13 protein-coding genes are annotated in these 13,320 nt (G+C 42.6%); 4 read left to right on the top strand and 9 right to left on the bottom strand.

The genetic code is table 11. The features are described from left to right. Positions 1–37: 37 nt before the first annotated feature. Positions 38–700, top strand: coding sequence for a class I SAM-dependent methyltransferase (locus H4W00_RS05510; protein WP_209956597.1), 663 nt, complete (start codon positions 38–40; stop codon positions 698–700). Between the two features lie 16 nt (positions 701–716). Here H4W00_RS05510 and H4W00_RS05505 read toward each other — a convergent pair whose 3' ends face one another. The 3 genes from H4W00_RS05505 to H4W00_RS05495 all read right to left on the bottom strand — a co-directional run bounded on the left by H4W00_RS05505 (position 717) and on the right by H4W00_RS05495 (position 4,014). Continuing rightward, positions 717–1,286: a GNAT family N-acetyltransferase gene (locus tag H4W00_RS05505; protein WP_209956596.1), complete on the bottom strand. Its 570-nt coding sequence runs from the start codon at positions 1,284–1,286 to the stop codon at positions 717–719. A gap of 107 nt (positions 1,287–1,393) precedes the next feature. Continuing rightward, positions 1,394–2,704, bottom strand: coding sequence for an iron-containing alcohol dehydrogenase (locus H4W00_RS05500; RefSeq protein WP_334684883.1), 1,311 nt, complete (start codon positions 2,702–2,704; stop codon positions 1,394–1,396). A 158-nt stretch (positions 2,705–2,862) separates the two neighbouring features. Next, positions 2,863–4,014 (bottom strand): acyl-CoA dehydrogenase family protein, encoded by a 1,152-nt coding sequence (locus tag H4W00_RS05495; RefSeq protein WP_209956595.1) that lies wholly within the window; start codon positions 4,012–4,014, stop codon positions 2,863–2,865. 445 nt (positions 4,015–4,459) lie between these two features. Between H4W00_RS05495 and H4W00_RS05490 the strand changes: the two genes are divergently transcribed. Then, a complete protein-coding gene (locus H4W00_RS05490) occupies positions 4,460–4,741 on the top strand; it encodes a lipase secretion chaperone (protein WP_209956594.1) in 282 nt (93 codons plus the stop codon). Between the two features lie 356 nt (positions 4,742–5,097). On the opposite strand, the gene H4W00_RS05485 is transcribed toward H4W00_RS05490, so the two are convergent. Both H4W00_RS05485 and H4W00_RS05480 read right to left on the bottom strand, forming a co-directional pair. Further along, on the bottom strand, positions 5,098–5,799 hold the full coding sequence (locus H4W00_RS05485; protein ID WP_209956593.1) for a VIT1/CCC1 transporter family protein: 702 nt from the start codon (positions 5,797–5,799) through the stop codon (positions 5,098–5,100). A 482-nt stretch (positions 5,800–6,281) separates the two neighbouring features. Beyond that, on the bottom strand, positions 6,282–6,692 hold the full coding sequence (locus H4W00_RS05480; RefSeq protein ID WP_209956592.1) for a PACE efflux transporter: 411 nt from the start codon (positions 6,690–6,692) through the stop codon (positions 6,282–6,284). A 788-nt stretch (positions 6,693–7,480) separates the two neighbouring features. Between H4W00_RS05480 and H4W00_RS05475 the strand changes: the two genes are divergently transcribed. After that, complete coding sequence (locus tag H4W00_RS05475; RefSeq protein ID WP_209956591.1) at positions 7,481–7,969, top strand: M48 metallopeptidase family protein; 489 nt, start codon at positions 7,481–7,483, stop codon at positions 7,967–7,969. Between the two features lie 319 nt (positions 7,970–8,288). After that, the gene (arfB, locus tag H4W00_RS05470) at positions 8,289–8,702 is read left to right on the top strand and encodes an alternative ribosome rescue aminoacyl-tRNA hydrolase ArfB (RefSeq protein ID WP_209956590.1); all 414 of its coding nucleotides are present in this window, start codon (positions 8,289–8,291) and stop codon (positions 8,700–8,702) included. Positions 8,703–8,853: 151 nt separating this feature from the next. Here the strand turns inward: arfB and nhaC are convergent, their stop codons facing one another. The 4 genes from nhaC to hppD all read right to left on the bottom strand — a co-directional run bounded on the left by nhaC (position 8,854) and on the right by hppD (position 13,222). Further along, a complete protein-coding gene (gene nhaC / locus H4W00_RS05465; protein ID WP_209956589.1) occupies positions 8,854–10,263 on the bottom strand; it encodes a Na+/H+ antiporter NhaC in 1,410 nt (469 codons plus the stop codon). A 155-nt stretch (positions 10,264–10,418) separates the two neighbouring features. Then, positions 10,419–10,760 carry a 4a-hydroxytetrahydrobiopterin dehydratase gene (locus H4W00_RS05460; protein ID WP_209956588.1) on the bottom strand — a complete coding sequence of 114 codons (342 nt, stop codon included), beginning with the start codon at positions 10,758–10,760 and terminating at the stop codon, positions 10,419–10,421. Between the two features lie 93 nt (positions 10,761–10,853). Beyond that, positions 10,854–11,723 (bottom strand): phenylalanine 4-monooxygenase, encoded by an 870-nt coding sequence (phhA, locus tag H4W00_RS05455; RefSeq protein WP_209956587.1) that lies wholly within the window; start codon positions 11,721–11,723, stop codon positions 10,854–10,856. Positions 11,724–12,121: 398 nt separating this feature from the next. Next, positions 12,122–13,222: a 4-hydroxyphenylpyruvate dioxygenase gene (hppD, locus tag H4W00_RS05450; protein WP_209956586.1), complete on the bottom strand. Its 1,101-nt coding sequence runs from the start codon at positions 13,220–13,222 to the stop codon at positions 12,122–12,124. Positions 13,223–13,320 lie beyond the last annotated feature (98 nt).

Here is a 13,320-nt window from a genome sequence, read left to right as displayed (position 1 = left end):
CAGATTTTGCACTCTTGCTCTTTTTATAGGATGGTTTATGACTTCGCTTACTTCTGTGCGCGTGCGTTATCAAACGATTGAAATTGGCAATACCGATATTCATGTCTGTACCCTACGCGACAATCAACAGTTTAGCGACCCTGATGACGAGGCGCTTAATTTAGGGATTTGCTCGGCATCTTGGCCATTATTCGGTGTGATATGGCCTTCAAGTTTGGTGCTAGCCAACCACATGCTCGATTATGATATCGCCGGCAAGCGGATCTTAGAAGTCGGCTGCGGCATGGCATTGTCTAGCCTACTGCTTAATAATCGGCACGCAGATATTACAGCGACTGATTATCATCCGACAGTTGAGTACTTCCTTGATAAAAATACCGTACTTAATAATAATAAAGAAATTACTTTTGAGCGCCTAGATTGGGCACAAGAGAACAGTGAGCTTGGTCGTTTTGATATGATTATCGGGAGCGACTTACTCTATGAAGACCAGCATGTTGGTATATTAGCGGCGTTCATCGAACGTCACGCCAATCCAAAATGCGAAGTGATCGTCGTTGATCCTGGTCGTGGCCGCAAAAACAAATTGACCAACAAGATGGTCGAGTTTGGCTTTAGCAGTCATCACATTAGGCCAGAAGATACCAGTTATTTAGATATGCCTTTTAAGGGTCATATTTTGACTTTTTCAAGGGCGTAAAGCTTTCCAGAAAAGATCAATTGGTCCTAGCTTCCTGCCACTGCTGCTGAGTGATTTTATACAGCACATGCTCAGCAAGTGGATGGCTGGGTGACAGCGCGGGATGATAAAAATTGTCCTGCGTATTGCTCATGCCGATACGCTCCATAAGCAATTGAGAGCGCTTATTGATAACAGCGGTGAATGCGACCACCTCATCCAGTACTAGCGCGTCAAAAGCGAACTTTAAAGCAGCATGCGCGGCTTCAGTAGCATAGCCTTGTCCCCAATAATCCTTGCGCAGTCGCCAAGCAATCTCGACACAAGGGGCGCAAGGTAGATCAGCATGGGTTTCATTTAAGCCCACAAACCCGATAAAAGTATCACTGTTTTTAGAACCGTCTTTTAGACTGACCGCCCAAAACCCCCAACCGTTATCTTTAATGAGCTGCTGACATTTATTGGCAATGCTATCACTCACTGCTGCTGATAATCGCTTAGGGTAATATCGCATGACTTCTGGATCGGTGTTCATGTCAGCAAATAGCGCAAAATCGCTTGGTTGCCATTGACGCAGATAAAGACGCTCGGTTGCTATTTTAGTCATTGTATAAAACCTTTGTTTTACTTCTTTATATCGTTGGTATCAGCAATTGCATAAAACTGATGTTTAGGTGTCCTTATGCCTTAGTAGTAAATACGCTATTAATGCGATTATGAGACTTTCTGACTGACTGATTTGTCCTTATTAGCTTTGTCACTCGCCGTTTTAATTTTCACTAAGATGTCTTTAATACCTGCCCCATTCATATAGACTGGAACGGCATAGGTATCACTGACTTCTTTAGCAGCGGCTTTTGCCATGTTATCAAAATCGCTGGCTTGCATGTCATTAATGGTAGGATCGATGCCCACGGTTTCCAGCAAGGTTTTTACTTGGGTAATAAGCTGATCTGCAACATCGCCATCGCTGGCTTGGCTGTTCTTCACAACCCCAATTTTTCTTGCCAGCGCTGCCAGTCGTTTTTCGCTGGCTTTACGGTTGAGCTCAAGTATATAAGGTAATACGATGGCATTGGCGCGCCCGTGCGGCGTGCCATGATACGCGCCCAGCTGGTGAGCGATAGCATGTACATAGCCAAGCGCTGCTTTGTTTAAGGCGATACCGCCATAGTGAGCGGCCATGCCCATCTCTTCTCGAGCTTTGAGGTTGTCACCATCTTTATAGGCTATCGGTAGATACTTCATCACCGCTTTGACAGCAGAGGCGGCATAGTAATCAGTCTCCGCAGTAGCATTCACACTCATCCATGCCTCTAAAGCATGAGTGAGGACATCAATACCGGTATCGGCGGTAATATGTGGGGGCATACCCTTCATGATTGTAGGATCGATAGCGGCTGCCCGAGGCACCATTTTTGGGTCAATAGCGATGGCCTTTTGATGGGTTTGGTCGTCTGATGCTACCGCACCGATAGTCGCTTCTGAGCCTGTGCCTGCGGTAGTGGGAATACAATATAATGGCAAGCACGGTTTTCTAGCTTTAAAAAGACCGATGAGGCGTTTGGGTTTGCAATTATTGCTTTGGCTCATAGCAATCATTTTGGCAGCATCAATCACTGAGCCACCGCCAATGCCAATTACCGAATCGCACCCAGCATCAATAGAAAGCGCTAACCCCTCTTCCATCACTTTATAAGTCGGATCGGGGGTAATGCCATCATAAACTTGATAGCGAATATTTTTTGTGTCCAGATAATCAGTGACTTTCGATGGCACGCCCAACTTATTTAACACAGCGTCAGTGACGATAAGCACTTTAGTGTTACCCTCATTGATGAGCATGTCACACAACTCATCACACGCCTGCTCGCCTACGAATAGTAGCGGTCTTGGCATGGGAATGAGGCGACTAACAGCAGCCAGAACTTTGGCTCGAGTCTTGGCGACAGTTAAATACCCTAGATGATTGAGCGTATCGTTATGCAACAACTGAGTGAGATTTGAGCATTTTTTTATGAGCATAATAGTGTCCTTTTGGTCCTAATTACGTTTACCTTCCATGTGGTTTACGGCGTAGGATTTTGCCCACGGCAGGTTTTACTAACTCTTTTACCCATTTAATTACTTGCGTAGGACGCTTAAAATCACGCTTTAAGCACCCTGTCACCCAGCATCATTATTTACATAAAGCGCGATGCCAATTCCTTCATAATCTCGTTAGTACCACCATATATTTTTTGTACCCGGGCATCTGCATACAAGCGAGCAATCGGATATTCTGTCATATAACCATAACCGCCAAATAACTGTAGACACTCATCCATTACAACACACTGTTTTTCAGACACCCAATACTTGATTAATGCGGCATGGTGTCCGGTAAGCTCTTTATCTAAAAGCGCTTCAATGGCCGCATCACATAGCGCGCTTGAAGCGATATAATGCGTGTTGCATTCTGCTAGCTTAAAACGGGTATTTTGAAAGCCCCATACTGGCTTACCAAAGGCAGTACGCTGTTTGGTATAATCAATAGTCAAGTCCAGCGCTAACTTCATCGCGCCAATGCCTAACAAAGCAATAATTAAACGCTCCTGAGGTAACTCTTGCATCAGTTGGGTAAAGCCCGTCCCTTCAATGGTTCCCAACAGATTTGCTTGTGGTACTCGCATGTTGTCAAAGAATAACTCCGAAGTATCCTGCGACGCTAATCCAAGTTTTTTTAACTTTTTACCACGTCCAAATCCAGGTGCATTATCAGTTTCGACCACAATCAGTGATACTCCTTTAGCACCTAATTCTCTGTCAGTCTTGCAGACTACGACAATCAAGTTGGCCAATTGACCATTGGTAATAAAGGTTTTTGAGCCATTAATGAGGTAATCGTCACCGTCTTTGGTGGCATAGGTCTTAATGTTTTGCAGGTCAGAGCCAGTGCTCGGCTCGGTCATGGCAATCGCACCAATCAACTCACCAGAAGCCATTTTGGGTAGCCACTTTTGTTTTTGCTCTTCTGTACCATGGTGCAGAATATAAGGCGCAACAATGCCTGAATGTAAAAACCCACCAAAGCCTACTTGATTGGCTTCTGACTGGGCATAAATGAGGGCTGCTTCATGACGAAAATCGCCCCCAGCGCCACCGTATTCTTCCGGCATAGCAGCACATAAAAACCCCATCTCACCGGCTTCCAACCAAGCTTCGCGATCAAGCATACCGTTTTCACGCCATTTTTCGTCACGCACATCCCAACCTTTGAAAAATTTGAGCGCACTCTCGTGCAACATTTCAATTTCTTCATCCATCCATTTGGGCTTGAAAGCGGCGATAGTCATAGATTCTTCCTTGATACCAGGTTTATATTGAATTGATAATAAGTTGATTGTTGATTGCCTTGCTATTACGTCTTTAATGAACTGTTCATATGTCTCTATAATAAATTACTCATGGTGCTTAAACAGCTGCTAGCGACTGGTCACTTAAAGACCATAAGGCTAATTACCTTTGAGTATAAATAATGAACACTTTTTGTGCTTCACTAATACAAGGATATTGGCAAAAAATCGATACTTAAGCAATAAATACCTTAGTAATGGTAATTATTATTACTACTGATATTGACCCCTATAATCGATTCAATATGAAAGAAAATCATTGGTAGTAACCTTCCATTGGTATTAACAAGTTCGCTTCATTTACCACAAGGCTTGAACGCATGCCCCGCTCTTTACAAGATACTGATGTCGATGGTGAAATATTATTGATGATAATAAGCAGCAGGTGGTCACGGAAGGACTGCGACGCTTATTTGATTACTTCCTATCGACTATGGGCGAGGATTATATTAGTCGGCTGCCAGAGGCAGCGATTAAACAAAACTTCCAGAAACTGGCTAATTTTGGCAAGCTTACCCAGCGTACCGAAGAGATGAAAGCGAAAGGTACTAGCAAAAAAGCATTGTTTGTCATGCGTTATGAATTGGTTGGCGAGGCAGCGGCTTCTCGTTTGACTCAGGTAGATACAGAAGGTGCTAATTTTGATGCCAGGTTTAATCTGTATTAAACACAGCGATAAACATTAATTAATAGTGCGGGTGACGAAACCAAAGCTGAAGCACAAATAAATCAACTTGATCGTATGAACTATTTAGACAGTATCAATCAGTTGTCAGGACTGGTGTCATTTTTTGAGAACAATCCGCTAACTGTTTATCGTCAGCAAATGAACCGTGTGAAGAGAGCTGGCTACTAAGCAACTGAACTGACTCATACCGAAATATATGATGATCAAAGAATGATTCCTCAGCAGTTTAGTTAATGACTATATTGCTGCAGCACCCAATAAATACTGATGGCCCCACTGTTAAGAAGCCAGCGGGGTTATTTTTTACTAAAACTCATCAGTATTTTTCGTTAATCTCACACTATTCCAGTGTTAAATAAGTTCCCAATCATAGCGGTAGCTAGCATGGCCAATATGCCCCAAATCACAATACGACCAATGGCAGGTAAGACGGGCGCTCCGCCTAGGCGTGCCGATACAAATCCCAATAAAACTAGACCTAAGAGAGCCAACAGGGATAATGACCAAACCAGCGTGTGCTTAGGTAGCAGTAAAATACCAATTATAGGTAAGATTGCGCCAACAATAAACGCCAAAGCTGAAGCCAAAGCAGCCTGTAAAGGGTTGGCTTTAGCAGTATCGGTCAAGCCAATTTCATCACGAGCATGGGCTGCTAACGCATCGTGATCGGTCAAGGCAACCGCCACTTGATGCGCAAGCAGTTGGTCTAGCCCGCGCGTTTCATAAATACGAGTCAGCTCAACCAGTTCCCGTTCAGGGTTGTGAATTAACTCATAACGCTCTTGTTCTAAATCTGCTTTTTCAGTATCCGCTTGCGCTGATACCGAAATGTATTCCCCTGCTGCCATGGACAGCGCGCCAGCAGTCAAAGCAGCCAGCCCTGTTAACATGAGCACTTGACTACTAGGGTTTGCTGCGGCTACACCCACTAATAAACTGGCAGTCGAAATCAATCCATCATTTGCACCTAATATCGCTGCTCGTAGCCAGTTGTTACGATAACTTAAATGTGGCTCATGATGAACGGTATAGCTCATGATTGTCTCCATACCTATGATAAACTGAGGTTATAAGCTTGAGTTATAGACTGAGCTGTTGTGTATATGACATGACCTTCGCCGTATAAAAGTGCTACGGCATCCACCACCTCACTCACCATACTAATGTATTATGTGTGTTTAGTCTTCTGATATAAAGACTGTTTATTAATACCGTCGTGGATTAGCTGGATACTAACAACAAAATAAGGACATACACGTTGCAGCATTCACAACGACATAACGAAACAATTTACCAGACGTTGGTACGTTTCGTTAGTACGTTTCTTTGGTATGGATATAACTACGGAATCACTAGTAGGCGTCTTATTAGCTGTTGTATTTATAGCTGATTAGTTGAGTTTATAACTAAGACTCAATTTGGTAACTGAACGCTTTTATATTCTTTAGCTAAAGCATGCTTCACAGGTTATCCAAATTTATTATAAAATGACACGACCTTTATCGCATGAGAAGTAAGCTTAAGGGATAGGATAAACCTTATCGTAGACCCAATTATAAATAAAGGCATAAATCACATAAAAAGTGGCCATTGCGATATCTAGTATGAAGGCTTCCCACAGAGTGATGCCCAAGTACCAGGCAATCATCGGCATGAACAATAACAGCAGACCACCCTCAAATAGCAAGGCATGAAACACTCGTATTAGCACTGTCTTATGCACGTCTCCGCGCAGTTTCAACATGGCGTGATCAAATAATAGATTATAAAAATAGTTCCATATAGTGGCGATAATAGAACCTACTAAGGCTATGACACCCATTAATTGTAGGTCGAAACCAAATACCCAACTTGCCAGTGGGGCAAAGATGAGCAAGCCTATTAGTTCAAAGGCTATAGCATGGCGAATACGATCTTTAGTGGTACGCATTAAGCTTCCTAATTGATTCGGTTCTTTATTGATTGGCGCTGTCTGTTAAGCGTACACATCACAGTTGGAATGCCTGAATCTCGTAGATACATAGATTGTTTTTGAGATCATTAGCGGTATTGGTGGCCCCCTATGGCAGGATAGTTGTCACCGCCGATACTGGCTCTATAGTTGCAGTCATTCGCAGTCCAAGCAAAAACTAAACGGTAATGAATGCTGCCTAGAAGTTATTTTAGACAGCAGCCTGTTTGTGATTGGTGATTGGTGATTGGTGATTGGTGATTACTCTACCCTAGACATAGCTCGACTACTCGCAAGAGTGTGAGTGATACTCAAAAAATATTGGCAGTTGATAGTAACTACTGGTAATAACGGAGAAGAAAAATGACCGCCACAGTTAGATGCTGATGGCTAGTAAGTAACAATTCAATGGCTGATCTTAATTCGAGGTAGTGTAATCTGAGTTGGGTATTCATGCTCGACTACATAATGGCCAATGCCAGATTTAAATCAGTAAAGATTGCTGTCGAAAACTGGACATATTGCACCATTATGAATAGGCATTCGATGGGGCAATTCGCTATAAAATAAGTAGGTACTAGAACGCCGCAATGTAGAAAGGGCCCTAATTCATGAATGAAGGCGCTCAATAACTTATTTACAACCTCCACTGAGGTGATAAGCTATCTAGATGACACTCTAGCTGACCGTACGTTTCATCACATAAATAACTTGACTGTCCATCTATTCTATTGTGCCTCTAATTGTACCTCTAAAGGATAAAACCAGTGCCTCCCTTAAAATACATCGCTCATTACTCCGAGCAAATTCAAGCGCAAGCAGGAATACTGATCAGCAATGGCCAGTTGGGAGGCTATCTTGACAAGAAATATAATGATAAGCATCAAATACAAAGCGATAAAGCGCTGTATCACTATATAAATGAGCTAAAAAACCAGTATATGCGTAAAAGTAGCTCTCTCACTCAAGTCAGTTACAACAGTAAACTGGCCGTGTTGCAACAGGCACTAGGCATTCACACTTATCAATCTCGAGTGCAAGGCAATAAGTTGAAATCACACAATAGCATCACGGTGGCCAGCTTGTTTAAAGAAGCACCACCTGAGTTTTTGCGGATGATCGTGGTACATGAGTTAGCACATTTCAAGGAAAAAGAGCATAACAAAGCGTTCTACCAATTATGCTGTCATATGGAACCTGATTATCATCAATTCGAGCTAGATACCCGCTTGTGGTTGCTGTGGCGCGACCTATAATTTTCCTTAGTGATTATCAGTATGTGGTATGTATTGAACGGTAGTTTTCCAACTAATAAATACAAGTGCTCTAACAAGGTCTTTCACAATATTTAGTGGCAACAATCACTTTGATAGCTTGTTATCGACCGTTTATTGTGGCGGTGAATTTTAGGTAGTCCACACATACAATTAAGAGCTATAAATAGCCAGTTACCTTTAAGCATAACAATCACCTTAACTTTCCTCTCTAAAGACCAGAGATATTGCGAGTAGCAGCCTATTTGATAATGGTTTATGATAAGTCATAAATATTGATTCTTTTAAATATAAGCGAGCCATGATTTTTATAACTAATACCATCAGCCTCAATGATCACGAGATAGAAACTAATGCTATACGCGCTCAAGGTGCAGGTGGGCAAAACGTCAATAAAGTATCCTCTGCCATTCACTTACGCTTTGATATCAAAGCCTCCAGTCTCAGCGACGCTCACAAACAGCGCTTATTAGAAAGCAAAGACAGCCGTATTAACAAAGAAGGTGTGCTGATTATTAAAGCACAGCAATTTCGCACCCAAGAAAGAAATAAGGTTGATGCCCTTAAGCGTCTGCGGCAATTTATAGTAAAAACCACTTACGTTAGTAAAACTCGAAGACCTACTAAACCGAGCAGAAATGCTCAGCGTAAACGCGTGGACAAAAAAACACAGCGAGGTAGAACAAAGTCGTTGCGCGGGAAGGTTGATTTTTAAGTCAGCTAAAAACTGGAAATCATTTGATTGTTTGACAGTCATAAATTGGAGAAAGCACTTAACAATTAAGACAGCTATAAAGCAATTTTAACTATTGAGTGCTTATTCATAAGACAGTCATTAAAGCGTATTATCAACATTAAATATTAACTTATTGCTTAACCTGCTCTGCCTTACTCTCATCTAGCTTAGTAATAGTAAACCCAGTAAAGCCAAATAATATCGTCAGCAGTAGCGACAGATAACAGAAGAAGGCATAAGGCAGATACTCAAGCACTGGCACGCCTAATGCTTGACTGATAAAAACACCACACACACTCCAAGGGACCAGTGGATTAATCACCGTGCCAGCATCTTCAATGGTGCGTGATAAGTTTTTAGGATGTAGGTTTAAGCGCTCAAAGGTAGGACGGAAAGCGGTACCTGATAATAGGATACTTAAATACTGCTCACCGATTAGGACGTTGATACTTAAGGCTGCCATAGCAGCAGCAAAGATAGCGCGACCTGAACTGGTCAGCATATCTCTGATACCTAACAGCAGCGCAGGCAAGATACCCAATGCGCGTAACAGACCACCTAAACTTAACGCCAAGATAACAATAGTCTGTGTAAAGAACATACTCTGCATACCACCGCGTGAGATCATGCCGCCTACTTCGCCTAGCTCTAAGTTTTCGGCAGGCGCATAGCCGCCAAACATGTAGTTACCTAACTGTCCGATACTGGGGGTACTGTGTAAATAGGTAATGATTAAAGCGGTAGCAATCGTGTAAATGATGGTATAGATCGCATTCACTCGGCAAACCGCCAAGACAACTAGCACAATAAACGGTAGTACTGAATAACCATTCACCAAGCCGCTATCGACCAGCTGCGACTGCAATAGGGTAACTTGATCTAAATTGCCGGTACCAGCCTGCCCAGAGAAGAACCAAAACAGCCCTGCAGTGATGAGCCAAGCTGGCACAGTGGTATACATCATATTACGAATATGCTCAAACAAATCAATGCCCACGACCGAAGAAGCAAGCGTACAAGTATCTGATAGTGGGGACATTTTGTCGGCAAAGAATGCGCCTGAGACTATGGCACCTGCAGCGATAGCGACGTTGGCATCAAAAGCATTACTCATGCCAATAAAAGCCACGCCTATCGTCGCTACCGTGGTCAAACTACTGCCCAGCGCTACCCCGATAATTGAGGTCAAGACAAAGGCAGAGATATAATAATACTGCGGAGATATCAGCTCAAAACCATAATACATAATGGTGGGAATAGCGCCCGACATCATGAGAGCGGCGACTAGCAATCCAATAAAGAACAATAAATAGATAGCACCAATACCACTGGCGACGCCGGAGGACATTTGTTCCTGCATTTTCTCAAAGCTTAAGCCCTTAAACATACCTAGGGCCAGCAAAACAGCAATAGCAAGCATCAATGATAGGTGCGGAACCCAACCAAAGCCAATCATGGTGACACCCATAATCGCGATGACCACGCTAGCAATGATAAAAGCTACCTTAGGAGATAGCTCAGTAAGTACTTGTGGAGGCATAACACATCCTTATGTTACCAATTTGGTTTGGATTCTTAGAATTTTATTTAGTTGTTATAATTCAGGAGCTATATTTTACGGACTATATTTTACGGACCATATTTTACAGGCTCTAATTGATTTAGAGCCTGTAAAGTATAATTTAGAGACTAGGATTATTTATCGAGCAATTTATCAGTTTTTGCTGCCATGATAAAATCGTTGCTATGCAGGCCTTTAATACTATGCGACCACCACGTAACCGTCACTTTGCCCCACTCTACTAACATGCCAGGGTGATGACCTTCCTCTTCAGCAATATCTCCTAGTTGATTGGCAAATGCCATAGCCTTAACAAAGTTTTTAAACTTATATTTACGCTGCAATTGGTTGACGCCATCAACATTAATCAATGACCAATCAGGAATCTGTTTTAACAGCTCGCTTGCCTCTGCATCGCTGACTGTTGGGGCACCGATACGGCAGACTTCACAGCTGGCTTGTGATAATTCGGTCATGCTACTCTCCAATTATTGTTTTGAGTTGTGCTAGGTTTTTTTAATTTAATCTGATCTGATTTATTGAATGGTTTGATTTAGCCAATAAGTTATTTAGGCATTCTTTGCTGGGTAGGTGGGCTCAAACAGACCTAATGACAGCGCTTTTTTGACCACACTCATAATGTCACTATCAACGATATCAAATAGCGTGTCTAAATGATCAATGGCATAGTAGATAGGCTGGATTTGATCTATACGATAAGGGGTGCGTAAAACATCCAACAAATCAAATTCCCGGCACTCTGGTTGATGTTGGGGGTCGTCGCTTAAGGCATATACGGTCTCAGAGGGAGAGCTTAATATACCGCCGCCATAAATTCTACGAGATTCCTTACCTTGGTCACTGCTTTGTCCAACCAAACCAAACTCGATGGTAAACCAGTATAACCGGGCCAGACACATCCGCTCTTCTTTACTGGCATTTAATCCCAGCTTGCCATAAGTCTCGTTAAAGGCAGCAAAAGCAGGGTGAGTAAGCAGCGGACAATGCCCGACAATTTCATGAAAAATATCAGGCTCTTCGATATAGTTCATATCCTCAGAACGACGGATAAAGGTAGCTACCGGGAAGCGTTTATTGGCTAAGAGTTTAAAGAACTTACCAAAGCTAATCAATGCAGGCACAGCGGCAGTCTGCCAGCCAGTGGTGTCTTGTAGTACCGTGTCAATATCATAAAGTTGTGGGATTTTGGTGGTAGGTAGGTTCAGCTTATCCAGTCCTATTAGATACTCTGAGCAAGCACGATTGGGTATTTGCTGGGCTTGACTGTTAAGCAATGCTTGCCATATAGCGTTCTCTTGGTCGCTATAGTCAATGTGGCCATTAACATCAATTTGATGCGACACATAGGGTTGCTTTTCATTGCTAGTCTGGCTGCTATTAGCATTGGGAGTTTGAGTAGTAGAAGCTGTGCTTTCCATGCCTGCTGTCCTTCTGAAGTCAGTTCACTATAGTTGTACTACCATGCCATTCTTTCTAGCTGTATAGTCAGTTCACAATAAAAAAGGGTCGTGTATAGCAATAGTAATGTGCCACTGGTATAAATCTTTCTTGCTTGCTGCTCGCAAGCGTGACAGAGGCTGCAAAAAATTCATCCCAGTAGCACTGTACCTTTTTTAAATTGAATCGACTATATAGGTGTTACCGTCTTCGCTTGGTTTTTTGGTGGTAGTTTTATATTGAACTCATTATTATTTTGTTCTGAATTTGGGGGTGTTTATTAGCGATGCTTTATTCGTAATATTTTGATAGCGATACCTTAGTAGTGGCAGGACAAATTTCTTTCTATCCTGCCCGTTACTGTTACTGACTGAACTATTTACTGTGCTTCAGTTTCAGTTTGACCAATAACGCCGCGGTTGATTTGATCACGTTCTATCGATTCAAATAGCGCTTTAAAGTTACCTTCACCAAAGCCATCTTCATAATCGCCTTTACGCTGGATAAATTCGAAGAATACTGGGCTACCAAGGATGGTTTCAGAGAAAATCTGTAGTAGCAGACGCGGCGTACCACCCTCTGTTGTGCCATCTAGCAAGATGCCGCGCATCTGTAGGTCAGAGATATTCTCACCATGACCCGGTAAACGCTCATCAAGCATTTTATAATAAGTATCCGTTGGCGCAGTCATCAACGGAATACCGGCGTCTCTAAGCTTATCAATACTAGCAAATAAGTCATCACTTGCTAAGGCAATATGCTGAATACCTTCGCCATTAAAGTGCATCAAATACTCTTCGATTTGTCCGCCGCCTTGCTTGGACTCTTCGTTCAGTGGAATACGAATTTTGCCATCAGGCGCGGTCATCGCTTTACTGGTCAGTCCGGTGTGTTCGCCTTTTATATCAAAAAAGCGGATTTCGCGGAAGTTAAATATGCGTTCGTAAAAGGTGGCCCAATAAGCCATGCGACCACGGTAAACGTTATGCGTAAGATGATCGATGACTTTAAAACCATGGCCAATCGGACGTCTATCAACTTCTGGAAGAAACTCAAAATCGACATCATAAATAGATTCACCATCTTTGAAACGATCTATCAGATAAATCAGTGAGCCACCGATACCTTTGATAGCGGGTAGTCTAAGCTCCATAACACCAGTCGGTACGTCTACTGGCTGGGCACCGTTTTCAACAGCTAACTCGTAGGCTTTTTTGGCATCTTTAACTCGAAAGCCCATGCTGCAAGCCCCAGCGCCATGTTCTTCAACAAAATAGCTGCCTTGGCTTTTAGGTTCACGGTTTAGAATGAGGTTGATGTCCCCTTGACGGTATAAAGCGACATCTTTAGATCTATGGTTGGCAACATGGGTAAAACCCAGCTGCTCAAAAAGTGCAGATACTGCTTCAGGTTCAGGTGAGGCGAATTCGACAAAGTCAAACCCGTTTAGACCCATTGGGTTTTCAAATAAATCTGCCATTGCAATCATCCTTAATGTCAATTGGTGGTGTAAAAACCATAAAAATATAATGCTAAAAAATAGCTTGAATCAATAATTCTTATTGACGATGCGTTTAT

Origin of the sequence: Psychrobacter sp. PL19, assembly GCF_017875835.1 — a bacterium.
Taxonomy (GTDB): Bacteria; Pseudomonadota; Gammaproteobacteria; order Pseudomonadales; family Moraxellaceae; genus Psychrobacter.
This window is presented reverse-complemented; position numbering and strand designations above follow the sequence as displayed.